We start from the raw sequence: 25,679 nt of genomic DNA, 5'->3' as shown, positions 1-25,679 counted from the left end.
CAAAACTATAGCGTTGAGAATAAAAAATGTGTGGCTCTCGCCATATTCGTACTAATCTCACACTATTTTGTTTCGTTCGTACAAAAAAGCCTCGCACTGTGCGAGGCTTTGAAATGAATTGTAAACGACTTAGTAGTAATCGCGGATCAGAACTTCTGCGATTTGCACCGCGTTAGTTGCCGCGCCTTTACGCACGTTGTCAGCAACAACCCACAGGTTTACTCCGCTATGATGGCTGATATCGTTACGGATACGGCCAACCATTACATGATCTTTACCGCCCGCATCGCGAACTTGTGTAGGGAAGTCTTCACCGTGGAACACTTCGATACCGTCAGTTTGTTCAAGCAAGTTAACGACTTCTTGTGCATCGATAGGTGAACGAGTCTCAATGTGGAGTGCTTCTGCGTGACCGTAGAATACAGGAACACGTACACACGTTGGATTGACTGTGATTGATGGATCGTTAAAGATCTTCTGTGTTTCCCACACCATTTTCATTTCTTCTTTGGTGTAGCCGTTTTCCATCATTTGATCGATTTGTGGAATACAGTTAAACGCGATCTGTTGAGAGAATTGCTTCTTGTCTGCAGGCAGACCGTTTAGCAGCTTCGCCGTTTGACCTGCTAGCTCATCAATACCCGCTTTTCCTGCACCAGATACCGATTGGTAAGTTGATACGTTAATACGCTCAATGCCCACCGCATCGTGAATTGGTTTTAGTGCCACCAGCATTTGGATGGTTGAACAGTTCGGGTTCGCGATGATGTTACGGTTACGAAACTCTGCAATCGCTTCTGGGTTTACTTCTGGCACAACAAGAGGAATGTCGTACTCGTAACGGAAGTGTGATGTATTGTCGATAACAATCACGCCTTCATCAGCGGCAATTGGAGCCCACTTGGCTGATAGCTCACCACCAGCAGAAAACAGTGCGATATGCGCTTGAGACCAATCGAACTCTTCTACGTTTTGAACGCGTACCGTTTTACCATTGAAGCGGTAAGTCTTGCCTTCGCTGCGCTCACTCGCGAGTAGGAAGATTTCGCCTACTGGGAATTTGCGCTCTTGAAGCACATCCAAAATTGTTTCACCGACCGCACCGGTCGCACCTAAAATGGCAACATTATATTGCTGGCTCATTGACTTACCTCAATCTGAAAACCTAGTTCTGCTAATGGAGCAAGGTTACATGTTTTGTTACCCACTAGCGTGACAGCACTGTATTCACGGCGATCCCAGTAGTTTTTACGCATCAGGTCAAAAGCGCCTGGCTTACTGATTTCACGGCGGAAAAGAGCGTCATCTCTACGCACATCATAGATTAACTGCGTGATGTTATGCAGTGTTGCTTCGTCCCAAGCTCTGTCCAATACCATAGTAGGAACAGGCGCGGTTGGCAGTAAATCGCTGGCATGCGCACGTAATTCGTTATTTAAGAACTCACAGTAGCTGTTGAAAATCATCGTTGTACCGCGAGCTTTCCCTTCCAAGCCGTAGCCTGCAACGTGAGGGGTTGCGAATGCTAGCAGAGGCAGAAGCTCCATATCAACCTCTGGTTCAAATTCAAATACGTCGAGTGCCGCTGTAAAGCCATCATTTTTCAAAAGACGTTGCTTCAAAGCAGCGTTGTCAACGATGGGACCTCGAGCCGCGTTAATCAAAATTTGATCGCTGCGGAGACCATTTAATACCTTCTCATCAATCAAATGATGCGTTGGGTATGGGCCATCTTTGGTGATTGGCGTATGTAGTGTAATGATGTCTGAGCTTTCAATCAGTTCTGTCAACGGAGTAAAGCTACGAGGATCACCAGCCTCTTGTTTGAATGGGTCATTGATGAGAACTTTAATACCCATGCCTTTCAAACATTTCTCTAGGTAGCTACCTACTTGGCCTGCACCAATAATACCTACCGTCTTGTCAAATACCGAGAAACCTTGTTGCTGAGCGAGCACCATCATCACGCTGAACGCGTATTCCGCTACACCCACTTTGTTACACCCTGGCGCAGCAGTGAAGAAAATGCCTTTCTCTTTTAAGAGTGCTTGGTCAACATGATCCATGCCTGCCGTGGCCGTACCAACAAACTTCAGCTTGTTTGCTTTGCTGATCAGGTCAGCATTCACTTTGGTGACTGAGCGAATCATTAGGGCATCAACATCCACTAAATCATCGGCGGTCAGTGTACGACCTGGTTTTAGAATTACGTTACCGAGTTGGCTGAATAGCTCTTCAGCATACGGCATATTTTCATCAACAATAATTTTCATAGCGCCAGCGTTCTAACATCCATTTGTAAGAGTTCGTTTATTCGCAAGATGCGAAACTAAAGCGATTGTGCCCTTTTCCCGAAAAATCTCAAGATATAACACCAATAAACCTCAAGGAGGTAACTTCTATAGGATCAATTGACGGGAAGCCTAGAGAAAAGCAGAAACAGAGAAAAGAAAAAGCCCGGCTAAATAGCCGGGCAAAGTTCCAGAACAAAAGGATCCTATCCCGCTCTCCATGGGATAGAGTCTGCGTCTGTTCGATCAGTGTGACTGATCAAGCTCTGGAAACTGGATTGTTGGCGTTTACAGTACTCTCGCAAGGCGCCAACAAATTCAGTTAACCTTGGTACTTTTTAATAACCAAAGTTGCGTTTGTGCCGCCAAAGCCAAAGCTGTTTGACATTACGGTCGTTAGCTCTGCATCACGTGCTTCTGTCACGATGTCCAGACCTTGTGCTGCTTCGTCCAAGTTTGAAATATTGATGCTTGGAGCAATGAAGTTTTTGTCTAGCATAAGTGTTGAGTAAATTGCTTCGTGCACGCCCGCTGCGCCGAGTGCGTGGCCAGTCATTGCTTTTGTTGCAGAGATTGCAGGGCTGTTCTCACCAAACAATTGTTGGATAGCACCAAGCTCTTTCACGTCACCAACTGGTGTCGATGTGCCGTGCGTGTTGATGTAATCCACACCATCAACGTCTTGCATCGCCATCTTCATACAACGAATTGCGCCTTCACCTGATGGCGCTACCATGTCGTAGCCATCTGATGTCGCACCGTAACCTACGATTTCACCGTAGATTTTCGCACCACGTGCCAGTGCGTGCTCTAGTTCTTCAATAACCAGCATGCCGCCGCCGCCCGAGATAACAAAACCGTCACGGTCTGCATCGTATGTACGAGATGCTTTGTCTGGCGTGTCATTGTATTTGGTTGACAGTGCGCCCATCGCATCAAACATCATAGTTTGAGACCAATCTAGCTCTTCGCCGCCACCAGCAAAAACAATATCTTGTTTGCCTAGTTGAATAAGCTCCATAGCATGGCCGATACAGTGTGCAGATGTTGCACATGCAGAGCTCATTGAGTAGTTCACGCCACGAATCTTAAATGGCGTAGCAAGACAGGCAGAAACAGTAGAAGACATAGTACGAGGAACCATGTAAGGACCAACTCGCTTTACGCCTTTGGCGCGCATCGTGTCTGTCGCTACCGTTTGATTGTATGCAGAAGCACCGCCAGAACCTGCAACGATACCGGTACGATCGTTTGAAACCTGCTCTTCTGTAAGACCAGCGTCTGCGATTGCCTGCTCCATTGATAGGTATGCATAAGCAGCCGCATCACCCATAAAGCGCATCTGCTTACGGTCGATGTGTTCCGCCGGGTTGATTTTTAGGTCACCCCATACTTGCGAACGAAGACCGTGTTCTTTGAACTGCTCAGATGCAGTGATGCCAGATTTGCCCGCTTTAAGAGACGCTAGAACTTCTTCGACGTTGTTACCGATACTTGAAACAATACCCATACCGGTGATTACGACTCGTTTCATTATGACATTCCTATAATTCAAAAATCCGCTAGATGATAACTAAGATAGTCAACAAAAGTGGTCAGCTTTCCCATAAATTCGTACAATCGCCCCATTCTTACCGCGCCAAATCACAAATTTGCACCATTATGACTTCAATAAAAAACGCAGAACTTGGTTGGAACGAAGCTGGTACTCCGGTTTCAGACCAATTTGATGATGTTTACTTCTCTAACGTAAACGGTCTTGAAGAGACACGCTACGTTTTCTTAAAACAAAATCATCTCCCAGAAAGATGGCAGGAATTTGACCAAAGACGTTTTGTCATTGGTGAAACAGGATTTGGCACGGGATTAAACTTCTTAGCAGTATGCCAGTGGTTTAGTGAGTTTCGTCGTCAGCATCCGGACGCAACATTGAAAGAGCTGCATTTTATTAGCTTTGAAAAATACCCATTAAGCAAAGCCGATTTAAAGAAGGCGCATGAAGCTTGGCCTGAGCTAGCTGAATACGCGGAAAAGTTACAAAAGCACTACCCTGCCGCTGTGCCGGAGTGTCATCGCATTGTTTTAGAAGACGGCGCAATCACACTCGACCTTTGGTTTGGTGACATTAAAGACTGCATGCCGCAAGTCCCATACAACGAACAAGGTTTGATTGATGCTTGGTTCTTAGATGGATTCGCGCCAAGCAAAAACCCAGAAATGTGGAACCAAGGCCTGTTCAACAACATGGCAAAGCTAGCCAAGCAAGATTGTACAGTTGCCACGTTTACCGCAGCAGGCTTTGTACGTCGTGGTTTGAACGAAGCTGGCTTTACAATGAAAAAGGTGAAAGGTTTCGGCACTAAGCGAGAAATGATCGCCGGCTCTATGGAGCAACGTGAAAAGCAGTCGAACCATCTCCCTTGGTTCAATCGCTCAGCATCTAGCAATCTTGATTCGATTGCCATCATTGGTGGTGGTATAGCTAGCGCGGCGTTAGCGAAAACGTTAGTTCGTCGTGGCCAAAACGTCACCCTTTACTGTAAAGACAAACAACCAGCCAAAGGAGCTTCAGGCAATCGACAAGGAGCCGTTTATCCACTGCTTAATGGCCCGCACACGGGTGTTTCACGAGTGTTTGCTCCTGCATTTTTGTTCGCACGTCAGTTTGTTGAACAAGCAGCACAAGAGATCGATTTTGATCATGACTGGTGTGGCGTGACTCAGTTGATGTGGGATGACAAATCCACAGACAAACTGGAGAAAATACTTGCGGGTAACTTCACACCAGAGCTCATTCACAAGCTGTCCGCCGAGGAGACTGCGAACACTATCGGGTTACCTATTGATATGGCATCTGTGCACTACCCAATGGGAGGGTGGCTGTGCCCTGCCGAGTTAACTCGTGGGTTAATTAAACAATTGGAGCAGACGTCGTTACTCTCAACAAAGTTTGAACACCATGTTGAGGCATTAGATTGGGATGAAAAGCGTCTGCTCTGGCTACTAACGGCGAGTGGTCAAACATTTGAGCACTCAACGGTTGTGATTGCGAACGGCCATGAGTTCCAGACATTGAGTCAAACCGCTTCCCTCCCAATGGGGCAGGTGAAAGGACAAGTCAGTCATGCGCCAGCAACCGAAACGCTGAGTCAGCTGAAAACGGTGTTGTGTTACGACGGTTACATGACTCCTGTTAACCCAAGTAATCAACACTTGTGTATCGGTGCAAGCTACGACCGCAGTCACCTTGACTACGAATTTGATGAAAACGCCCAAAAAGATAATGCGGAAAAGCTAGTGAAATGTGTACCGAATCAAACATGGGCAAAAGAGGTAGATATCACTGATAATCAATCTCGCCAAGGTATTCGTTGTGTTAGCCGAGATCACTTACCATTTGTCGGGAATGTGGGTGACTTTGAGACGATCAAAACGCAATACGCCAACTTACAAAATCAAAAAGCAGAAGAGGTAGAAACCATTCATCAGTACCCTAACCTATTCTGCTTCTTAGGTTTAGGATCTCGTGGACTGAGCTCTGCACCATTATTAGCTGAAGTGTTGGCCTCCCAGATCTGTGGGGACCCGCTGCCATTACCGGTTGATGTATTGACCGAACTTCACCCAAGTCGAATGTGGGTTCGTAAACTAAGAAAAGGCAAAGCCATTACCGAGCTGTAAGAGTATTCTCTCGTTTTAATTCCCGACACAGATACGTGTCGGGAATCGCTAACTCAATAAGTTGCTCGTACTGAGATTACTTCAGCAGTGCAACTGCCTGTTTCACTTGCTCTGCCACTTCTGGGTTTACAACCTTACCCGATTCCACGTCAAAATTTTCGTAGAAGCTCGGCACAGATAACGATGCCTTTACATCCGCGCCAAAAAATTGAGCAGAACCTGTCGCCGCCGCAAGAACACTTTGTGCACCACCGGGACCTGGGGAAGTTGCTAAATAAACGACAGGTTTGTTTTGAAATACATTACGCTCAATGCGCGTCGCCCAATCGAACAAGTTTTTATAGGCCGCTGGGTACGAACCGTTATGCTCTGCGAAGGAAACAACGAGAGCGTCAGCCTCCGCCAAGTCACGTAAAAACGCGACAGCCCCTTCAGCTTGACCTATTTCTTTCTCTTTGTCCTCGCTAAACATTGGCGCTTGATAATCGTTTAAGTCTAGAACATTCACTTGAGCGCCTTCGACTTGATTTGCTGCGTATGTAGCAAGTAGTTTGTTGATTGAGGTAGAGCTGGTAGATGCACCAAATGCGACAATTTTCATGGTTGTAATCCTTTGTTCACGTTTTATGCTGATCAGAATAAAAGTTGAACAGTTTCGCTACAACCACAAAAATTTTATTGAGAGGTTCGAATTTTTCGAAGTAGTAAATGACTAGGATTAAATAAAGGGAGAACGCTGCTTAGGGATTAAGCCTGAGCCTGGAGCTCTTGCCACAAATCACTGACAATCACGCGATCGGCCGGGCTTAACTCGGTACGCGAATCTTCTAAGCTGCTCTCAATGCGTGACTTCAGCTCAGCAATATCGCTAATCCCTTCTTCTTCACAAGACGCCGCGGATAAAGAGATGTGACCACGTAAATAACCACCAGCAAACAATTCATCGTCAGATGCTGTTTCAATTCGAGCATCAATCAGTTCCAGTAGTTTTTCTTCAAATTCAATAATCATGGTGTATCTCTGAGGTTATTAGTGGTTATTTAACGCAAAAGTCCGACGCTTCCAGTGGCTTAGTTTGATAAAATGCGCGCAGGGCATCAGAAAGCATTTTCACTCGCAAAGGCAAGCCAACGTCCAAAATACCTAGCACTTCTTTATGCACTTTTTTCATAAAGCCGAGCCTATCTGGTTCAAAATCGCCGTGTAGATTGTCACAACTCACCGTAAAAGGGAAGCCAGCGCTTTGTGCCAGAATCCATTCATAAGCTTGAGGTCGCACTTCAACTTTCTCAAACTCCGCTTGAACTTCTGCTGTTCGCCCATCAGGTTCATACCAATAACCAAAATCTTCCAGCAAACGACGCTCTGGACCAGCCACACACCAATGCGAGATCTCGTGTAAAGCAGAGGCGTAAAAACCCCGAGCAAAAATAATCCGATGATGAGGGTGTTCATCATCAGCAGGAAGATAAATAGGCTCATCACCACCTAACTCTAATTTCGTATTAAATTGTTCTAAAAAGGTGTCATTAAAAATGGTGATTAAGTCTTGGTATTCGTGGGTCATCGTCGAGTTTGTACTTCAGTTTGACATGCGCTGCATATTGTCGCTGTTTTTAGTTATGAGGTAAAGGCACCCCCACATTTTTGGTTATTAGTTGAATTTATCTGAAGGTCGCTTTCTCCATACAATTTCTCATTCGTCAGCGTACTTATTTACCACTACACTCTCGCCTTATTTTGATGCCGTTCAAACCGCTATTTTTAAGCCGTTTGATTACAAGCATGTTGCTGGTTTTAATCACTTTTTAAGAGAGATAGAACCGTTTGTAAGTGTTGTTACTTCGCCTACGCTGATTCTCGTAGAACGTAGTGACTTTTTACGTTGAGTGTTTCCCTATGTTGCTAAGTGTGTTGTATATCATTGGTATCACGGCTGAAGCCATGACAGGTGCGTTAAGTGCTGGTAGAAGAAAGATGGACTGGTTTGGTGTTATGTTGGTGGCCAGCGCAACGGCCATTGGTGGTGGCACCGTACGTGACATTCTATTAGGCCACTACCCTCTTGGTTGGGTAAAAAACCCAGAGTTCCTTGCAATTACGTGTGTTGCAGGTGTGCTAACAACAGGTTTAGCGAAATGGGTGATTAAGCTGAAAGGTCTGTTCATTCGCCTCGATGCACTAGGTTTAATCGTGTTTAGTATCATCGGAACAAAAATTGCGATGGGCATGGGCTTGCACCCTGGTATTTGTATGGTTTCAGCGTTAGTAACTGGTGTATTCGGTGGGCTACTTCGTGACTTAATCTGTCGCCAAACACCATTGGTACTGCATGAAGAGCTTTACGCTTCTGTCGCTCTTATCGCATCAGGAATGTACTTAGCGCTATTAGAATTTAATGTTCCCGATGTCACTGCCACGATCATTACACTGGTTACTGGTTACATGCTGCGTATGGCTGCAGTGCGCTTTAAGTGGCGTCTGCCTTCTTTCCATTTGGAAACCGAAGGCTCGATTCATTAAGCAAAAACTACTTAAACAAAAAAGGTTGCCTGATAAAATTGTGCCACCCGCGATTCAGTGAGTGGCATAATTTTATATTCAGTCATCCTGAACAGCGACGAAGGAGCATGATTCAGGATCTATTATCCGAGCACTCTGTTGTCAGAGATGTTTCTTTCTCTTTTCATCGTGCTGAAATTAGATTCCTAGTCTCGCTATAGCTCGCTGGAATGACACAAAGCTCTTAAATCTTTGGAGTCTCGGTTTGTACGCCATGGTTTTGACCACGGTGGCGTAGTAAATGATCCATCACCACAATTGCCAGCATCGCTTCTGCGATAGGCACAGCACGAATACCCACACATGGGTCATGACGACCTTTGGTGATCAACTGAGTTGGTTCACCTTCTTTTGTGATGGTCTCACCCGGCACAGTGATACTTGATGTTGGCTTAAGCGCAATGTTAGCGACAATGTCTTGACCAGTCGAGATACCGCCAAGAATGCCACCCGCATGATTACTACCAAAACCTTCAGGAGCAAGCGTATCACGGTGCTGACTGCCTTTTTGGTTTACCACGTCGAAACCGTCTCCGATTTCCACGCCTTTCACCGCGTTTATGCTCATTAGTGCGTGCGCGATGTCTGCATCCAAACGGTCAAATACGGGTTCCCCAAGACCAACAGGCACGTTAGTTGCCACAACCTGGATTTTTGCGCCAATAGAGTCGCCTTCTTTTTTCAGGTCACGGATAAGTTGGTCAAATGCTTCTACTTTGTCAGCATCAGGGCAGAAGAATGCATTGTTCTCGATTTCGTTCCAATCTACCTTGTCGATAGATACATCACCCATTTGTGACAAGTAAGCACGAATCTCAACACCAAACTCATCTTTTAAGTATTTCTTCGCGATTGCACCAGCAGCCACACGCATTGCGGTTTCACGAGCTGAAGAACGGCCGCCACCGCGATAGTCGCGGATGCCATATTTTTGGTGGTAAGTGTAATCAGCATGACCCGGTCTGAACTTATCTTTGATGTCAGAGTAGTCTTTTGAGCGCTGATCGGTGTTTTCAATTAGCAAACCGATCGATGTGCCCGTGGTTTTGCCTTCAAAAACGCCAGAAAGAATTTTAACTTCATCCGGTTCACGACGTTGTGTGGTGTAACGTGATGTGCCTGGACGACGGCGGTCGAGATCGATTTGTAGATCTGCTTCTGTAATTTCCAACCCCGGAGGACATCCGTCTACGATACATCCCAGTGCGATACCGTGACTTTCCCCGAATGTCGTCACTCGGAAATGTTGTCCGATACTGTTTCCTGCCATTACTTCCTCAAGTTTTTATCGCCACACTCTCTCAAAACAGAGCATAGCTGCTTTCCAATTCTTCGTGGATTCATAGTGGCTTTATTACGTTTTGATGTAAAGAGTTAATATCGGCGAGGTATGCATAAAAAAAACACCGAGCATAAAGCTCGGTGTTTTGATGTTTAGTGCAAGACTCTATTAGTCTTTGTACAGTTTAAACTCTTCTGCACACTCAACCAGCTGGTCACGCGTTAGCATAAATACGCCATGACCGCCGTTCTCGAACTCAATCCAAGTAAATGGAATCTCTGGGTACTGTTCCATCATATGAATCATTGAGTTTCCGACTTCACAAATAACAATGCCGTTATCTGTTAGATAATCTGGCGCGTTAGCAAGAATACGACGCACTAGTTTTAGACCATCCGTACCCGCAGCTAGCCCAAGCTCAGGCTCATGCGTGAACTCATCTGGCAGGCTGTTCATGTCTTCTTCATCCACATATGGTGGGTTGGACACGATTAGATTGTATTTCTCTTTTGGAAGATCACGGAACAAATCAGAGCGAATTGGGAATACTTGCTGCTCCATGCCGTGATCTTGTACGTTTTGCTCAGCCACTTGTAGAGCATCTGTAGAGATGTCGATAGCATCCACTTCTGCTTCAGGGAAAGCGTGCGCACAAGCAATCGCGATACAACCAGAACCCGTACATAGGTCCATGATGCGCGTAGGCTCTTCCACCAACCAAGGTTGGAATTCCGCTTGAATCAATTCGCCGATAGGAGAACGTGGCACAAGTACACGCTCATCAACGAAGAACTCAAGGCCGCAGAACCATGCTTTGTTTGTTAGGTATGCTGTTGGCGTACGCTCGTTGATGCGTTTTACTACGCGCTCAACAATACGCAGACGCTCGCTAGTCGTTAGGCGAGAGTTCAATACGTGCGGAGGCACATCAATCGGCAAGTATAAGGTTGGCAGGATAAGCTGAACAGCTTCATCCCACGCATTATCAGTACCATGACCGTAAAACAGGTTCGCTGCATTAAAGCGGCTTACCGTCCAACGAATCATATCTTGAAGGGTATGCAGTTCCGATACCGCTTCTTCTACAAAAATCTTATCCAAAATTGCCTCCGAAAAGCGCTACAATACTGCCAATAAAGTTTATTAATGAAATTGTTTACCTAATGAGCAAAAAAGACACCGAGAACGATGACGATTTCGCCTTGTTTCAGGAAGCAGTACAGGGCGTAAAAAAGTTGCGACAGGATACCATAATCCAGCAACCAAAAAAAAATACTAAGCAAAAAGAAATCAAGCGCTCCAACCGTGAAGCGAGTGACTCTGAATTTTACTTTTCAGACGAGTTTGTCCCTCTATTAAACGATGAAGGTCCAACTCGTTATGCACGTGACGACGTCTCCACTTATGAAGTCAAACGTCTACGTCGTGGCGTGTATGTACCGGACGTGTTCCTCGATATGCACGGCATGACACAGCAAGAAGCAAAACGCGAGCTTGGTGCGATGATAGCCTATTGCATCAAAAACGAGATTCATTGTGCGTGTGTGCAACATGGTATTGGGAAACACATCCTGAAACAGAAAGCCCCACTTTGGTTAGCACAGCATCCTGACGTTATGGCTTTTCACCAAGCGCCACTAGAATTTGGTGGTGATGGTGCGTTGTTAGTGTTGCTTTCTATTCCTGAAAAGTAACAGGCTTGCTGTAGACACGACGAAACGAAAAGGCAGGGATCTCCTGCCTTTCTTATTCTGTCTCTAATTTGCAAACGCTTATTTTGGTTTAGACACTTATGGCGTAATATGCCAAAGCACTTCACCATTTTGTGTTTGTAAATCATATTCAATGCACACTAGCCCTGATGTAGGAAACATCGGTGGTGTCATGTCTTTTACAAACTCTGAAGTCAGATAACCGACCAAAGGCAAATGCGATACGAACAAAAGCGAGTCCAATTGTTCGACTTCGATTAATGCACTTGCGAAATCGAAGACATGCTCGGACTGGCCATAAGGTGTAATATCTTCACAAGTTTCAATGCTTTTTGCAGAGAAATACGCACTGATCTCTTGCCAAGTTTGTTGAGCTCTAATGTACGGACTCACCAACACTTTATCGAATTGCGCAAAACCCTGTTCTTTACAGGCTCTCGCAACCGCTTCTGATTCGACTCTGCCTCTTGGGGTCAATTGTCGTGCTGCGTCTGAATCTGCAAAATGCTCGGCTTCACCGTGACGCATGATGAATATTTTCATGTTATTTCCTAGGGATAGCTAACGCTACCAAAAGGTTGACTGCTATCTTTATTAGATAGACGGGGCTAACTTTAACAATGACGAAACAAAAATACTGATATAATTATCTGTTCATTATACCAATTCGCTTGTTAAAGATAGCGACTTTCTTAACAATCTATTAAAAGAATGTACTCAGTTCATCACACTATTTAACTGTGCAATGAGTTCAGAGCATTCACTCAAACAGTTCTTCCCCATACGCAAACGCGATGGGCCTGTGCAGAAGTCTACGAATAACAAAAATACGGCAAGCAGTATTTGTCGAAACGCAAACTTTGCGCCCCCCCGCGAGGGGAGCCTAAATTACTGTAATGCGAAATCTGGAGACGCATCGTGCATCTAAGTCCTAACGATTCAAATCAATACCGCTACATTACCTTGAGCAATGATCTGCGTGTACTGCTGATTCATTCCGATACAGCTCAACAGTCGGCAGCTGCTCTGGCAGTGAACGTTGGACACTTCGACGACCCAAACGATCGCCAAGGTCTGGCACACTATTTAGAACACATGCTTTTTTTGGGTACGGAAAAATACCCTAAAGTGGGCGAGTTTCAAAGCTATATTAGCCAACACGGTGGAACAAACAACGCTTGGACTGGTACAGAGCACACTTGTTTCTTTTTCAATATTGCTCCAAATGCCTTTGAAAGTGCCTTAGATCGATTTAGCCAATTTTTTACCGCACCTTTGTTTAACGAAGAAGCATTAGACAAAGAACGCCAGGCTGTCGACTCCGAATACAAGCTCAAACTCAATGATGATTCTCGTCGCCTGTATCAAGTTAACAAAGAAGTCATCAATCCAGAGCACCCGTTTTCAAAATTCTCTGTCGGAAACTTAGATACTCTTGGCGACCGAGATGGTAAATCCATCCGCGACGAAATTGTGGAGTTTCACCACTCTCAGTATTCCGCCGATTTGATGACACTGACTCTATTTGGGCCACAGTCGCTCGATGAACAGCAAGCTTGGGTAGAAACCATGTTTGCTGACATCCCAAATCACCACCTTCGTGGAAAATCGATTGATGTACCGATAGGCACTGAGGAAAGCACGGGCATTTTGGTTCAAGTCGAGCCGCTCAAAGAGTTCCGTAAACTGATTCTCACATTCCCCATGCCGGGAATGGATGCGCATTATAGCGTGAAGCCACTCTCCTACTTTGCTCACCTGTTGGGTTATGAAGGAGAAGGCAGTTTGATGCTTCAACTCAAAGAAAAAGGCTGGATTACCTCTCTCTCAGCGGGCGGCGGCGCGAGTGGCAGTAACTACCGAGACTTTACCGTAAGCTGCACCCTGACGCCAAACGGCTTAGATCATGTTGATGATATCGTTCAAGCGGTTTTTCAATACCTCTCGATGATCAAACAAGACGGGTTAGATGAATGGCGCTATCTCGAAAAACAAGCGGTATTAGAATCGGCTTTCCGCTTCCAAGAGCCATCGCGCCCAATGGATCTCGTCAGCCATCTGGTGATCAACATGCAGCACTATCAACCGGAAGACACGGTTTATGGTGACTACAAAATGGCGGGCTACGATGAGGAGTTACAGCGTTCATTGCTGCGATACTTAACCATCGATAATGTACGCGTCACTTTGATTGCTAAAGGCCTGGAATACAACCGTACTGCCGAATGGTACTTTACCCCGTACTCCGTCACACCTTTTAGTGAAGACCAACGTCGTTTCTATCAACAAATCGACCCAAGCTGGCAATTCGTCTTACCGGAAAAGAACCCTTATATTTGCTACGATCTCGACCCCATGCCACTCGAAAATGGTGATTCACTGCCAGAGTTGATTGAGGATCTCGAAGGGTTTCGGCTGTGGCATTTGCAAGATGACGAATTTCGCGTGCCTAAAGGTGTCGTTTATGTCGCTATCGACAGCTCTCATGCCGTTGCATCACCAAAGAACATCGTCAAAACGCGCTTATGTGTAGAGATGTTCCTCGATTCGCTAGCAAAAGAAACCTATCAAGCAGAAATCGCAGGGATGGGTTACAACATGTACGCTCACCAAGGTGGCGTGACCTTAACCCTCTCAGGGTTCAGTCAAAAGCTGCCTCAGTTGCTAGAAATGATTCTGCACCGTTTTGCTTCTCGAGATTTCAGCCCTGCTCGCTTTGAAACCATCAAACAACAACTGTTACGAAACTGGAGAAATGCTTCACAAGATCGCCCTATTTCGCAGCTGTTTAACGCACTTACTGGGTTACTTCAACCCAATAACCCGCCTTTCGCAACCTTAGTCGAAGCGCTAGAAGAAATCGAAGTCGATGAACTCTCGGTATTCGTAGAATCCATTCTTGCAGAACTGCACGTTGAAATGTTTGTTTACGGAGACTGGCAACGCCAGCAAGCCCATGACATGGCAACGACTTTAAAAGATGCTCTAAGAGTTAACGAGCAACGTTATGAAGAAGCACTTCGTCCGCTCATTATGCTAGGTAAAAATGGCAGTTTTCAACGTGAGGTGCATTGTAATCAGCAAGATTCCGCGGTCGTTATTTACCACCAGTGCGAGGATATTGAGCCTCGCAGTATCGCGCTATACTCATTGGCCAATCACCTTATGTCGGCAACGTTTTTCCACGAAATCCGTACCAAGCAGCAATTAGGTTACATGGTAGGCACTGGCAATATGCCGCTAAATCGTCACCCTGGTATTGTACTGTATGTGCAGTCACCTAATGCAGCACCTGCCGAGCTGGTTACCTCAATCGATGAGTTTTTAAATGCCTTTTATATGGTGCTGTTAGAGTTAAACGATTACCAATGGCACAGCAGTAAGCGCGGCTTGTGGAACCAAATAGCAACGCCGGACACCACACTTCGAGGTCGGGCTCAACGTCTTTGGGTTGCGATAGGAAACAAAGACACTGAGTTTAACCAACGTGACAAGGTACTGGCGGAGTTGAAGAAGCTGACGCGCGCAGACATGATTCGCTTCGTTGTGAACGAATTGAAACCTCGTACTGCAAATCGTTTGATCATGCACTCTCAAGGTCAAGCGCATTCGGAGGCTCCGCGCATCCATCTAGGACAAGAAATAGGATCGATTGAAGAGTTCCAACTTCGGCCAAAAGATTGCGGCTTGGGGTGATCTAGTTGCGCAGAAATAAAATTGTCGATTACTAGAATGAACCTACAAACCCATGAGGTTGTCGGTCTCATAGATTGAATCGGCACCATAATTGGCAGAAAATTGAAATTACGCCATTGCGGCTTATGCTCTAATTACCGCACTAAAAATAACTTAATGAGGTAATCATGAAAAAAGCACTTTTACTTGTGGCTCTTATACTGCCATTGGCATCTGCTCACGCTGAAATCTCAGTCAAAGGCGATGGTTTCGAACTAAGTGACGACTGTGTGCGCCTTAGCGGAGACAATGTATCCATCAAATCAGATGATTGCTCTTCAAAACAGTGGAATGATAAAGACAAAAAAGGTAATAGCAGCGTTCATGGGGACGACAACCCTGGTAAAGGCCACAATAAAGATAAGAAAGACAAGAAGAAGTAACCATTTCTTCTTTATGAAAAAGGCTTGCCACTGGCAAGCCTTTTTCTCTACCGAAGCAACGTTTAATAGAACGTTGTCCCTTCACCAGCTCGAGTAAGCAAACCATCACATGGCGCGTAACGATCGCCATACTTCGATGCAAACTCATTCATTTTCTCTACGAGCTCTTTAATGCCAAATTGGTCCATGTAACGGAACGGACCACCCAAGAACGGTGGGAAACCAATACCAAATATCGCGCCAATATCACCGTCACGTGGCGAGCGAATGATGCCATCATCCAAACAACGTACCGCTTCATTCAACATTGGCAGCACACAGCGCAACGCAATATCGTTATCGCTTAGCTTAGATTCAGGGTCGAGCTTAAGCAGTTTGTAAACTGATTTGTCGACATCTTTCTTCTTGCCCTTATAAGTGTAAAAACCCTTACCACTCTTGCGTCCTTTACGTCCATCATTTAACAAGATATCAAACACATCCGGGCCTTTGAATCGGTCACCTAACTCATTAACCAGAATCGGCATAATTTTCGCGCCAATGTCGACACCGACTTCATCCAACAAGGTAATCGGGCCGACAGGGAAACCAAAGTCAAGCAACGCCGTATCAATCTTTTCGATCGGTTCGTTAGCCAACAAAATATGCGCCGCTTCGTTCATGTATGGCGCAAGAATGCGGTTCACGTAAAAGCCCGCTTTGTCTTTCACTACGATCGGAGTTTTACCTTGCTTCTTAGCAAGTGCAACAACTGTTGAAACGGTTTCATCTGACGTCGTTTCATGCGGAATCACTTCCACCAAAGGCATTTTTTCTACTGGGCTGAAGTAATGCAAACCAACTACGTTTTCTGGACGCTCTGCTTTTTCTGCAATTTTGTGGATAGGCAACGAAGAAGTATTGGTCGCAAAGATAGTTTCTGTCTTAGCGTTCGCTTCAATGTCCGCCACCATTTTTTGCTTAAGATCTAGGTCTTCAAAAACGGCTTCAATTACGACATCAATATGATTAAAACTGGTAAAGTCGACACCACCAGACAGTTGCAGCATTTTCGCTTGCAGGTCGGCCTTGGATAGAATGCGACGTTTGCGCTGTTTCTCAAATAACTTGTAGTTGTAGTTGAGCGCGTTTAAAACGCCATCGTTGCTAACGTCTTTGATGCGAACAGGTACTTTTGCTTTTGCAACAGACACATGGCTGATTCCGGCGCCCATCAGACCACCACCAAGCACACCAACTTTATGAACTGGTGCTGGTTTCGCATCCGTGCCATTTTCTTTCTTCATTTCTGTTGTGGCAAAGAAGATCGAACGGAGCGCTTTTGACTCTGAGCTCATTACAAGCTCACCGAAGCGCTTCGCTTCAAGTTCTTGGCCTTTAGCGAAGCCTTTCTCTAAGCCATGTTGAATAACTTCTAGAATTGCTACCGTTGCTGGATAGTTACCACGGGTTTTTTGATTCGTTTTCTTCGCAGCTTGCTCAAATAGAAACTTGCGCCCTAGCCCGCTACCAGACATCACCTTTTCTTTCGTCGATAGCTTTTTCGTACCCTTGTTTTTACCTTTGTCGATAAACTGTTTTGCTACGTCGAGCAAAATGGTGTCAGGCACACAGGCGTCCACAACGCCCAGTTTTTTAGCTTTCTTCGCACGAAGTTGTTTACCCGTCAGGATCAAGTCCAACGATGGTAACAGGCCAATCAAACGTGGCAGACGCTGAGTACCACCAGAACCTGGCAATAAACCAAGTTGTACTTCTGGCAGACCTAAACGCGTTTTGTCAGAATCCGTACAAACACGATAATCACATGCAAGAGCCAGTTCTAAACCACCGCCCAAACATGGGCCATGAATAGCCGCAACGACAGGATACGGTAAGTCCGATAGCTGCTGGAACAACTCCTGACCCTGCCTTGCTAAGGCTTCCGCTTCACTTGCTGTGGTGCATGCTTCTAGCATTCTAACATCTGCGCCCGCAACAAAATTGTCCGGTTTTAGGGAGTGGATGATCATCCCTTTAATACCACTGGAGTCTTTTAGCTGAGCAAGAATTTCTTTCATTTCGTCAGCAAAAGCCGCCTGCAGCGTATTCATTTTTTCATTAGGAACATCGATGGCTAACCAAGCAATATTTTGCTCATCAACCTTTAGACTAAATGCTTTTTGCTCGCTCATTACTCAACCTCCAGAATCATTGCCGCACCAAGACCACCAGCAGCACATGCGGTATTCAATGCAATACCACCGCCACGGCGTTTTAGCTCTCGTAGGGTTTGCGTCATCATACGCGCACCAGTCGCAGCAAATGGGTGACCATAAGCAATTGATCCGCCAAGCACGTTGAACTTATCCATGTCAATTTCACCAATCGCTTTTGAGCGACCAAGGTTTTCTTGAGCAAACTTATCGGAAGCAAACATCTTCACATTCGCCAATGCTTGAGCAGCAAAGGCTTCGTGCATGTCGATCAACGTCAGGTCTGACAGTTCCAAGCCTGTATTTTCAAGCACTTTCGCTGTGGCATAAGTCGGCCCCATCAGCATGTCCTTTTCCACACCGATAGCAGAGAATGCATAACCTCGGATGTAACCAAGGATCTCCATTCCGAGCTCTTTCGCTTTACCTTCTCGCATCAACATCACTGCCGCACCACCATCAGTCAATGGCGTACTGTTCGCAGCCGTAACACTGCCATACTGACGATCAAACGCAGGTCGCAATTTCGCGTATCCCTCAACCGTTGAGTCATGACGGATATTGTTGTCTTCCGAAATCCACTTTTTGTATGGTTCAGGGAAAGCCGTCATCACTTCATCTTGGATTTTTCCTTCTTTCCAAGCTTGAGAAGCCAGCGTATGAGAACGATGTGCAAGCGCATCCTGTTCTGCGCGAGAAATACCATGTGTTTTAGCCATTTGCTCTGCAGTTTGTCCCATGGATAAACCCGTAGAGTACTCTGCTACTGCTGGTGGCACTGGCATCAGGTCTTTAAAGCTCAAGTTTTTGAGGATACTAAGCTTCTGACCCATTGTTTTTGTCTTACTAAGAGCAAGCAGATTAGCGGCCAATTTCTTTGATACGCCAATAGGCAGGACGGAAGAAGAGTCTGCACCGCCAGCAATACCAATATCGATGGTTCCCGCCATGATGCTTTCTGCGACATTAACCGCCGCTTGAAAACTCGTTGCACACGCTCGAGTCACACTGTAAGCATCAGTATGGATGTTCATACCGGTGCCTAACACGATTTCTCGTGCGATGTTTGGCGCTTCAGGCATTTGTACTACTTGTCCAAATACCACTTGTTCGATTAGCTTCGGATCAATATCTGTTCGAGCAAGCATTTCGCTTACTACCATTTTCCCTAAATCGACCGCTGGCACTTGGCTAAATTCCGTGCTTTGACGAGCAAAGGGAGTTCGAAGCCCCGCGACAATAGCGACACGCTCACCATTGCGTGTTTTTACTTCCTGCTTGCCCATTGTTTCTCCTTAAATACAAGAGGTCTGACCTGATGCATTGTAATGAATTTGTTAAATTTATCAAACGTGCGTTTAAATAAACGTGAAGCAAGTAGTTCAATTACTCTACTTCTTTGATTCTTATGCGATTACTAATGGTTAACTATAGAGAGTTAAAACGGTAAGAGGTATACGGAAAGTAAAATCGAAGCAAAAAAAAACCACACATAACTGTGTGGTCGGAATATCTATAAAACAATTAACTTACGCCAATTGAAAAGTAATCAGTTTCCTGATTAGGAGAAAGTAAAGTCAGCCTTCAAAAGGAAGTGTCATCTTGCTCAACATGTTAGTCGCAATGACTAACGAGATGACAAGGTGTACTATAACCCCTTCACTGCTTGATATTTTGAAATAGATCAATTTTATAGTGATTTTACGAGTTTTAAGCTCACCTAGAGCGATTATTGATTCAAAACAATTCAAGAATCCACCATCAGAAGTCCCTTTTAATGCTCCATCGAGTGAACTTATCCAAGCCATTGATTACTAATGATGATATTGTTAACAATATATATCAATTCGTGTTCGATGATATCTGACATTTGCGTATACACTTTTAGGTAACCACATGGCTTATTGTGTCAAAGGGGTTGCATGACAAATCCTGCAACCAAAACCGCTAGGCGATGAAGCAAGTAAAGTCATGCTCAGAACAAATAAGAAACTCACAGAGCGAGGATGGAGGCTCCTGTGGCCATATTAAAAATGTTTGGAAAGAAAAATTCCAACAGTCCGGTCAACTCTGATATGGACAAGCAAAGAAAATACGAAGCGCTCGTCCGAGGGTATCATCGTGACTTGTACCGCTACGCATATTGGTTGTGCAAAGATAAAGCGGTCGCGGAAGATCTAGTTCAGGAAACCTGTCTTAGAGCTTGGAAGTCACTCGATAGCCTCCAGGACGAAAAAGCTGCCAAGTCTTGGCTCATAACAATATTGAGACGAGAAAACGCGCGCCGCTTCGAACGTAAACAATTTGATTTAGTTGATATCGATGATTACGGCAATGATGCTAAAGTCAGCGATGAACCACATCATCAGCAAGAATGGCTGCAGGCACAGATCATGAAGCTCGATGTTGAATACCGTGAGCCTTTATTTCTCCAAGTTGTTGGTGGTTTCAGTGGAGAAGAAATTGGTGACATTCTTGATTTAAATAAAAACACAGTGATGACTCGACTATTTCGCGCTCGTAATCAACTTAAAGAGATGTTGGATTCTCAAGATACCAAGAGAGGACAAAAGAATGGATGATTTAGAATTTCGTCGTCGTATTTTGTCGGATCCAAAACAAAAGGATGAAGAGATTCTGCAAGCTTTAGCTGGTAGCGACGCCAACAATAAGTTTGTTGATGACGTTTTGGATCTCGATGTAAAAATTAAACAAGCCATGAATGTGGATGTACCCGAAGATCTCGCAGATAAGATTTTATTTAGCCAGACGTCGAGTGCACTTGATGAAGAGAAGGTCGTAAGACCAAACTTTGTCCGCAAAGCAATGGCACTTGCCGCTTCTATTGCGTTCACCGCAGGGTTATTAGTTGGCCAAGTAAACTGGGGAAATGTTTTGGTGTCTCCAGCACAAGCCAGTTTAGCGGATACCGCGATGAAACACGTTATTCATGAAGAACCGTTTGTTCGTCATCTTGATGAGGATGTACCGAGCTCGCAAATTAATGCGAAAATGTCGCCATTTCATTACCAGTTTAGTGAAAACTTTCCATATCACGTTTACTACCTAAACCACTGCGGTTTTGGTGAATCCAATGCGGTGCATATGGTGTTCCAAGGTCCAAAAGGTAAAGTAACGTTATTTATTACTGGTATTCCAAGCGAACAAAGTACCGACTTTAATAAGGATGGCATGACCGGAATCGTTCAGCCCGTCGGGAGTTCAAGCCTGATTTTAGTCGGGGAAGAAGGTGAAAATATTGATGCGCTCGCTACGACTCTTGCATCAATGATTAAGCCGATGTAACAACTTCGACGATTTCCAGCCTTCAAAAGGTTAAATGCCGCTAAATGATCTTATTTAGCGGCATTTTTGTATAAATAGCACGCAAAACATTCACCATCGCTATACCATTTAGAGCTTAAACTCTAAATTATGCATTTTAAGTGCAACTTCCCGTCTTTTAGACATCATTTCTGCAATTTTTATTCAATTTTATCCAATGGTCGGATTTGTCCAAACAATTATTGATACTACTATCTGCGCCACTGAGCAAAAGCTCAATTTATCGTCCAAAGAGACGAATCTAATAAGGAAAAACAAATGACTCAGAACACGCGTCTGTTTAAAAAGACTCTCCTAGCAGTAACGGTAGCTTTTGCCTCAGGTCAATCGATGGCAGCGGGTTTCCAAATCAACGCTCAATCAGCAACTGGCATCGGCCGTGCATTTGCTGGTGATGCAGTAATCGCAGATAATGCAGCAGTAATGGCTCGTAACCCAGCAGCAATGGCTCTGTTTGATAAAATGGAACTTTCGCTAGGTTTCGAAAGCATTACTTCAATGATTGAAGTGAAAGATGCGAAATATTGTGGTTCAACGTGCCAAGTAGCACCAACACTGTTCAAGCCTGTCGACTCAAACTATGACGACGCTGGCGATACTTCTATTGCACCGAACATTCATCTAATCGTTCCTGTAAATGACAAGTTTGCATGGGGCGTAAACGCATACTCTAATTTCGGTACTAAAACAGAATTCGACAATAGCTTTGCGGCAAAAGAATATGGCGGCTTAACTGATGTTAAGAGCGTAAACTTTGGCCTTGCAGGTTCTTACCGTCTCAATGAACAATGGAGCTTTGGTGCTGGTTTAGATTTAATCTACGGCCAAGGTACAATGAAGCGTGAACATGCTGCAATAGGCACACTCGTCGATGTAGACGAAGCTGATGGTTGGGCTGTAGGTTTCAATGTTGGTACTGTGTACGAGCTAGATGAAAACAATCGATTTGGTCTTGCATACCGTCATAGTCCAGAAATGGAAGCAAAAGACGATAAAGGTCAAAAAATCACACTACCTTTACCAGATATGGCCGAGTTCTCTGGCTTCCACAAAATTCAAGACACTAAGTTTGCTGTACACTACAGCATCCAATACATTGGCTGGGAAACTTTCGATCAAATTGAATTCTCTAACTTAAAAGGCTCTCCTCTTGGCTCATCGTACGATAAACAGTACCAGTGGCAAGATGGTTGGCACTACTCGATTGGTGGTACATATTACCTAAGTAATAACTGGACACTTCGTGCTGGTTACATGTACGACACGAGCGCCCAAGCTGACTTAACGTCTGTTTCCGTTCCTGACTCAGATCGCCAATGGTTCTCTACCGGCTTTACTTATCACATTGATAGTAAATCAAATGTCGACTTTGGCTTTACGTACCTAATGGGTAAAGATGTTGAGGTAAATGAATCAACACCTAACCCAATGTACAACCCAAGTGACGCTCAAAGCCCTCAAAATATCTCGAGCTTGTCAGCAACAACACGCGCTGATGCTATTCTATTCGGCTTACAATACAGCCGTAGCTTCTAAACGCTTCGCTGTTAGTTAGTAGAAAAATACTTTATATAAAAGGCTGGATTTCCAGCCTTTTTTCATATCTGCGATTTATTGCCCACTCAATTTGAGTGAACACGTGTATCTAAATCTCACAATTAGAACGCACAGCTGTTCGCTGAATTCCGTTTACAAGCCTTTCACAGTTAGATAATTAAACCACCCAATCAACACTTGAAAGCATAATATTCCAAATGACTGCTTATGCTGGATTTTCATTTCTAAAGTAAAAACTCTACCTTTAAACTTTCGTCCCACGTTATAAACAAATCAGCGAACATTCGAATGAAAACCAACAAGACTCTTCTATCAACAGCAGTGGCATTAAGCCTACTTGGCACAACGGGCATGGCTAACGCAGCAGGTTTCCAACTTGCTGAATATTCTGCAACAGGCCTAGGTCGAGCATATGCTGGTGAAGCAGCAATGGCTGACAACGCAAGTGCACAATGGCGTAACCCAGCAATGCTAACTTATTTGGAAGGCACTCAAGTGTCCGTTGGTGCAATCTATGTGAACCCAAATATTGATATTGAAGGTGATGTAAACTTCCACGGTAGCACTTCTTCTGCATCTTCAGATGACTTCGCACATGATGCAATCATTCCAAACTTCTACCTATCACACCAATATAATGAGAAATTCGCGATTGGTTTGGCATTTGGCACCAACTACGGCATGGAAACCGATTTAGGTAAAGGCTTTGGTGCCTCGCACTTCGGTAACGAAGCAAGCGTAACGACAATGGAAGCGAACTTAAACGCAGCTTACAAAGTCAATGAATCAATCAGCGTTGGTGGTGGTATCCGTTACATCATCGGCGAAGGCAGCTTTGGCGCAGCAGCTCCTAAGAATAACGTTGTAGGGTTAAACCCTGAAACTAATCAACCAATCAGTGTTCCTCAAGGTACCGCTCTAAAATACATGGAAGGTGACGATACCGCTTGGGGCTGGCAAGTTGGTACAGCATGGCAGATCAATGAAAATAACCGTATCGGCTTCGCGTACAAATCTGAAGTTGAACTAAAGCTTGAAGGCCATGCTGAAGGTCTTGGTTTTGGCTTCGGTACTTCTGAACGCGACAACGGCTACATGTATCTAAACCTGCCTGCAACGGCTGAGTTAGCAAGCTTCCACCAAGTAACAGACCAACTTGCGTTACACGCAAGCGTTAACTGGACGGATTGGAGCTCTTTCGAGAAATTGGAAGCACGTCTAAATACTGCTGGCACGCATATGGTTAAAGTAGAAAACTGGGAAGACAACTATCGCTTTGCTGTTGGTGCTACTTACCAGCTTGATCCTAAGCTAGCGCTACGCACTGGTATTGCATACGATACTTCAGCGGTAAGCGACAAAAACCGCACGATTACTATTCCAGAAACTGACCGTACTTGGCTAAGTATTGGCGCAACGTACGATTGGACGAAAGACTTCAGCCTAGACGCTGGCTTCACCTATATTTTTGCGAAAGACGCACCAATCGTTGAGTCTCGTGGTTACAAGTCAGACGACACTGCAGAACAAGTCGGCGGCCAATTTGTAGGCGAAACTACGGGTAATGTTTGGCTAATCGGTGTTCAAGCAAACTACCGTTTCTAACCAAGCTGCAAAATACAAAAAAGGCTTAGCATCAGCTAAGCCTTTTTTCATTTCTCTGTGCCGTCCTAAATAAGGTTGACACTTTCCACCCCCAAAATTGGAGAGTGTTATGAAATCAACAACTAAAAGAACTCAGCGCGATTACTCCCTCGCTTTTAAACTCACTGTAGTTGATGAGGTTGAAAAAGGAAGCCTCACTTACAAACAAGCCCAAGAGAAGTATGGCATCCAAGGTTGCTCTACGGTTTTGGTTTGGCTTCGTAAGCATGGTCGACTAGATTGGTCTAAAGGGACACCTAACTTTATGTCCAAAGGAGACTCTATGACCGAGTTCAATTCACCTCCTACACCAGAGCAACGTATTAAAGAGCTTGAAAAGCAGCTCGAAGATGCTCAACTCAAAGCCGACTTCTTTGAAGCTGTCGTGAACGTTATGGAACGTGACTATGGTGTTAGAGTGACAAAAAAGCACAAAGAAGCGTTGTCCAAGAGAAAACCATAGTAGGTTTGAGCGTTACGAAGTTTTGTCAGTTAGTACAAATCTCTCGCCAAGCTTATTATAAGCAATGCCAAACTCAATCTCGTTGTGAACATCATGAGCATACTGTCATTGGCTTTGTCCGTGAAGTCAGGCTGAAGCAGCCACGCATTGGCACGCGTAAACTGAAGTTCTTAGCAGCAACAAAGGGCATTCAAATAGGTCGCGATAAGCTCTTTGAACTTCTCAGAAAGCATCGGCTGTTAGTGAGAGCAAGACGAGCCTATCACCGAACGACTGACAGCCGTCATCGATTTTTCTGTCACCCAAACAAAGTGAAAGATGGGCTGACACCAACGAAGCCAGAACAACTGTGGGTTGCTGATATTACTTACTTGCCAACTCAAAATGGAGAGAGTTATCTCAGCTTGGTTACAGACGCTTATTCAAGGAAGATTGTTGGTTTTTATGTGGATGACAACATGAAAACTCAATCAGTTAAGCGGGCATTTATCTTAGCTCTCAGGCAACGGCAGAGTGAAGAAAAGCTAATACACCACTCAGATAGAGGCTCACAATACTGTTCGAAGGAATATCAAGATATCCATAAGAAACATAGAGTGACTTGCTCAATGACTGACGGGTATGACTGTTATCAGAATGCTTTAGCTGAGCGTGTAAATGGGATACTCAAAATGGAGCTCTTGCTGAAGAAACCGAAAGATCTGAAAGAAGCAAGGACGATGGTAGCAGAGTCCGTAGATATCTATAATCAAATGAGGCCTCATACGGCTTTAAAATACAAAACGCCCGATGAAGTACATCGAGCGTTTTAGTTAAAAAGTGTCAACCC

At 44.8% G+C, this 25,679-nt stretch carries 21 protein-coding genes; 10 read left to right on the top strand and 11 right to left on the bottom strand.

Going from position 1 to position 25,679, the window contains the following annotated elements; genetic code table 11:
• Positions 1-129 precede the first annotated feature (129 nt).
• The 3 genes from UQW94_RS12125 to fabB all read right to left on the bottom strand — a co-directional run bounded on the left by UQW94_RS12125 (position 130) and on the right by fabB (position 3,825).
• Positions 130-1,143, bottom strand: a complete 1,014-nt coding sequence (locus tag UQW94_RS12125) for an aspartate-semialdehyde dehydrogenase (RefSeq protein ID WP_005380562.1) — start codon at positions 1,141-1,143, stop codon at positions 130-132.
• Entirely contained in the window at positions 1,140-2,273 is a 1,134-nt protein-coding gene (locus UQW94_RS12120) for a 4-phosphoerythronate dehydrogenase (RefSeq protein ID WP_005380560.1), read from the bottom strand. Before UQW94_RS12120 ends, UQW94_RS12125 begins: the two co-directional genes overlap by 4 nt.
• Positions 2,274-2,613: 340 nt before the next feature.
• Entirely contained in the window at positions 2,614-3,825 is a 1,212-nt protein-coding gene (fabB, locus tag UQW94_RS12115) for a beta-ketoacyl-ACP synthase I (RefSeq protein ID WP_005380557.1), read from the bottom strand.
• 128 nt (positions 3,826-3,953) lie between these two features.
• Here fabB and mnmC point away from each other — a divergent pair, with 128 nt between their 5' ends.
• Positions 3,954-5,972 carry a bifunctional tRNA (5-methylaminomethyl-2-thiouridine)(34)-methyltransferase MnmD/FAD-dependent 5-carboxymethylaminomethyl-2-thiouridine(34) oxidoreductase MnmC gene (gene mnmC / locus UQW94_RS12110; protein WP_053306684.1) on the top strand — a complete coding sequence of 673 codons (2,019 nt, stop codon included), beginning with the start codon at positions 3,954-3,956 and terminating at the stop codon, positions 5,970-5,972.
• A 76-nt stretch (positions 5,973-6,048) separates the two neighbouring features.
• Here mnmC and UQW94_RS12105 read toward each other — a convergent pair whose 3' ends face one another.
• The 3 genes from UQW94_RS12105 to UQW94_RS12095 all read right to left on the bottom strand — a co-directional run bounded on the left by UQW94_RS12105 (position 6,049) and on the right by UQW94_RS12095 (position 7,539).
• Positions 6,049-6,573, bottom strand: coding sequence for an NADPH-dependent FMN reductase (locus UQW94_RS12105; protein ID WP_005380552.1), 525 nt, complete (start codon positions 6,571-6,573; stop codon positions 6,049-6,051).
• Between the two features lie 146 nt (positions 6,574-6,719).
• The gene (locus UQW94_RS12100) at positions 6,720-6,983 is read right to left on the bottom strand and encodes a YfcL family protein (protein WP_033907374.1); all 264 of its coding nucleotides are present in this window, start codon (positions 6,981-6,983) and stop codon (positions 6,720-6,722) included.
• A 25-nt stretch (positions 6,984-7,008) separates the two neighbouring features.
• Positions 7,009-7,539, bottom strand: coding sequence for an elongation factor P hydroxylase (locus UQW94_RS12095; protein WP_005380546.1), 531 nt, complete (start codon positions 7,537-7,539; stop codon positions 7,009-7,011).
• A 332-nt stretch (positions 7,540-7,871) separates the two neighbouring features.
• On the opposite strand from UQW94_RS12095, the gene UQW94_RS12090 reads away from it, so the two are divergent.
• Positions 7,872-8,495, top strand: a complete 624-nt coding sequence (locus tag UQW94_RS12090; protein WP_005380544.1) for a trimeric intracellular cation channel family protein — start codon at positions 7,872-7,874, stop codon at positions 8,493-8,495.
• 223 nt (positions 8,496-8,718) lie between these two features.
• On the opposite strand, the gene aroC is transcribed toward UQW94_RS12090, so the two are convergent.
• Positions 8,719-9,804 carry a chorismate synthase gene (aroC, locus tag UQW94_RS12085; protein WP_213901793.1) on the bottom strand — a complete coding sequence of 362 codons (1,086 nt, stop codon included), beginning with the start codon at positions 9,802-9,804 and terminating at the stop codon, positions 8,719-8,721.
• A 180-nt stretch (positions 9,805-9,984) separates the two neighbouring features.
• A complete protein-coding gene (gene prmB, locus UQW94_RS12080; protein ID WP_322142247.1) occupies positions 9,985-10,917 on the bottom strand; it encodes a 50S ribosomal protein L3 N(5)-glutamine methyltransferase in 933 nt (310 codons plus the stop codon).
• A gap of 62 nt (positions 10,918-10,979) precedes the next feature.
• Between prmB and smrB the strand changes: the two genes are divergently transcribed.
• Positions 10,980-11,510, top strand: a complete 531-nt coding sequence (smrB, locus tag UQW94_RS12075; RefSeq protein ID WP_005380539.1) for an endonuclease SmrB — start codon at positions 10,980-10,982, stop codon at positions 11,508-11,510.
• Between the two features lie 96 nt (positions 11,511-11,606).
• Here smrB and sixA read toward each other — a convergent pair whose 3' ends face one another.
• The gene (gene sixA, locus UQW94_RS12070; RefSeq protein ID WP_005380537.1) at positions 11,607-12,071 is read right to left on the bottom strand and encodes a phosphohistidine phosphatase SixA; all 465 of its coding nucleotides are present in this window, start codon (positions 12,069-12,071) and stop codon (positions 11,607-11,609) included.
• Positions 12,072-12,446: 375 nt separating this feature from the next.
• Here sixA and UQW94_RS12065 point away from each other — a divergent pair, with 375 nt between their 5' ends.
• Together UQW94_RS12065 and UQW94_RS12060 are read left to right on the top strand one after the other, a co-directional pair.
• Positions 12,447-15,224: an insulinase family protein gene (locus UQW94_RS12065; RefSeq protein WP_054577614.1), complete on the top strand. Its 2,778-nt coding sequence runs from the start codon at positions 12,447-12,449 to the stop codon at positions 15,222-15,224.
• A 167-nt stretch (positions 15,225-15,391) separates the two neighbouring features.
• Complete coding sequence (locus UQW94_RS12060) at positions 15,392-15,646, top strand: hypothetical protein (protein ID WP_005384444.1); 255 nt, start codon at positions 15,392-15,394, stop codon at positions 15,644-15,646.
• Positions 15,647-15,708: 62 nt separating this feature from the next.
• Here the strand turns inward: UQW94_RS12060 and fadJ are convergent, their stop codons facing one another.
• The gene (gene fadJ, locus UQW94_RS12055; protein ID WP_322142246.1) at positions 15,709-17,820 is read right to left on the bottom strand and encodes a fatty acid oxidation complex subunit alpha FadJ; all 2,112 of its coding nucleotides are present in this window, start codon (positions 17,818-17,820) and stop codon (positions 15,709-15,711) included.
• Positions 17,820-19,127, bottom strand: a complete 1,308-nt coding sequence (gene fadI, locus UQW94_RS12050; RefSeq protein WP_005384447.1) for an acetyl-CoA C-acyltransferase FadI — start codon at positions 19,125-19,127, stop codon at positions 17,820-17,822. The genes fadJ and fadI overlap by 1 nt, the downstream gene beginning before the upstream one ends.
• 720 nt (positions 19,128-19,847) lie before the next feature.
• Between fadI and UQW94_RS12045 the strand changes: the two genes are divergently transcribed.
• The 5 genes from UQW94_RS12045 to UQW94_RS12025 all read left to right on the top strand — a co-directional run bounded on the left by UQW94_RS12045 (position 19,848) and on the right by UQW94_RS12025 (position 25,662).
• Positions 19,848-20,423, top strand: coding sequence for a sigma-70 family RNA polymerase sigma factor (locus UQW94_RS12045; RefSeq protein WP_033907378.1), 576 nt, complete (start codon positions 19,848-19,850; stop codon positions 20,421-20,423).
• Positions 20,416-21,147, top strand: a complete 732-nt coding sequence (locus UQW94_RS12040) for a DUF3379 domain-containing protein (RefSeq protein ID WP_025767180.1) — start codon at positions 20,416-20,418, stop codon at positions 21,145-21,147. The genes UQW94_RS12045 and UQW94_RS12040 overlap by 8 nt, the downstream gene beginning before the upstream one ends.
• Positions 21,148-21,444: 297 nt before the next feature.
• The gene (locus UQW94_RS12035) at positions 21,445-22,722 is read left to right on the top strand and encodes an outer membrane protein transport protein (RefSeq protein ID WP_149192451.1); all 1,278 of its coding nucleotides are present in this window, start codon (positions 21,445-21,447) and stop codon (positions 22,720-22,722) included.
• A 309-nt stretch (positions 22,723-23,031) separates the two neighbouring features.
• Positions 23,032-24,348 carry an outer membrane protein transport protein gene (locus tag UQW94_RS12030; RefSeq protein WP_005380525.1) on the top strand — a complete coding sequence of 439 codons (1,317 nt, stop codon included), beginning with the start codon at positions 23,032-23,034 and terminating at the stop codon, positions 24,346-24,348.
• A 109-nt stretch (positions 24,349-24,457) separates the two neighbouring features.
• A protein-coding gene (locus UQW94_RS12025; protein WP_172563519.1) for an IS3 family transposase occupies positions 24,458-25,662 on the top strand; the annotation gives its coding sequence in 2 pieces (ribosomal slippage) (positions 24,458-24,809 and positions 24,809-25,662; 1,206 coding nt in all).
• Positions 25,663-25,679: the final 17 nt, after the last annotated feature.

This window comes from Vibrio sp. PBL-C16 (genome assembly GCF_034321865.1).
Classification (GTDB): Bacteria; Pseudomonadota; Gammaproteobacteria; order Enterobacterales; family Vibrionaceae; genus Vibrio; species Vibrio alginolyticus.
Note: the sequence above shows the minus strand (reverse complement) of the source record. Positions and strands in the feature narration are given on the sequence as shown.

Excerpts from the sequence above, each read along its gene's own strand:
- sixA (WP_005380537.1), bottom strand. The coding sequence starts at position 12,071 with ATGAAAATATTCATCATGCGTCACGGTGAAGCCGAGCATTTTGCAGAT.
- UQW94_RS12045 (WP_033907378.1), top strand. The coding sequence starts at position 19,848 with ATGGAGGCTCCTGTGGCCATATTAAAAATGTTTGGAAAGAAAAATTCC.
- UQW94_RS12105 (WP_005380552.1), bottom strand. The coding sequence starts at position 6,573 with ATGAAAATTGTCGCATTTGGTGCATCTACCAGCTCTACCTCAATCAAC.
- mnmC (WP_053306684.1), top strand. The coding sequence starts at position 3,954 with ATGACTTCAATAAAAAACGCAGAACTTGGTTGGAACGAAGCTGGTACT.
- UQW94_RS12030 (WP_005380525.1), top strand. The coding sequence starts at position 23,032 with ATGAAAACCAACAAGACTCTTCTATCAACAGCAGTGGCATTAAGCCTA.
- UQW94_RS12035 (WP_149192451.1), top strand. The coding sequence starts at position 21,445 with ATGACTCAGAACACGCGTCTGTTTAAAAAGACTCTCCTAGCAGTAACG.
- UQW94_RS12095 (WP_005380546.1), bottom strand. The coding sequence starts at position 7,539 with ATGACCCACGAATACCAAGACTTAATCACCATTTTTAATGACACCTTT.
- smrB (WP_005380539.1), top strand. The coding sequence starts at position 10,980 with ATGAGCAAAAAAGACACCGAGAACGATGACGATTTCGCCTTGTTTCAG.
- aroC (WP_213901793.1), bottom strand. The coding sequence starts at position 9,804 with ATGGCAGGAAACAGTATCGGACAACATTTCCGAGTGACGACATTCGGG.
- fadJ (WP_322142246.1), bottom strand. The coding sequence starts at position 17,820 with ATGAGCGAGCAAAAAGCATTTAGTCTAAAGGTTGATGAGCAAAATATT.
- UQW94_RS12060 (WP_005384444.1), top strand. The coding sequence starts at position 15,392 with ATGAAAAAAGCACTTTTACTTGTGGCTCTTATACTGCCATTGGCATCT.
- fabB (WP_005380557.1), bottom strand. The coding sequence starts at position 3,825 with ATGAAACGAGTCGTAATCACCGGTATGGGTATTGTTTCAAGTATCGGT.
- UQW94_RS12120 (WP_005380560.1), bottom strand. The coding sequence starts at position 2,273 with ATGAAAATTATTGTTGATGAAAATATGCCGTATGCTGAAGAGCTATTC.
- fadI (WP_005384447.1), bottom strand. The coding sequence starts at position 19,127 with ATGGGCAAGCAGGAAGTAAAAACACGCAATGGTGAGCGTGTCGCTATT.
- UQW94_RS12125 (WP_005380562.1), bottom strand. The coding sequence starts at position 1,143 with ATGAGCCAGCAATATAATGTTGCCATTTTAGGTGCGACCGGTGCGGTC.
- UQW94_RS12090 (WP_005380544.1), top strand. The coding sequence starts at position 7,872 with ATGTTGCTAAGTGTGTTGTATATCATTGGTATCACGGCTGAAGCCATG.
- UQW94_RS12040 (WP_025767180.1), top strand. The coding sequence starts at position 20,416 with ATGGATGATTTAGAATTTCGTCGTCGTATTTTGTCGGATCCAAAACAA.
- UQW94_RS12100 (WP_033907374.1), bottom strand. The coding sequence starts at position 6,983 with ATGATTATTGAATTTGAAGAAAAACTACTGGAACTGATTGATGCTCGA.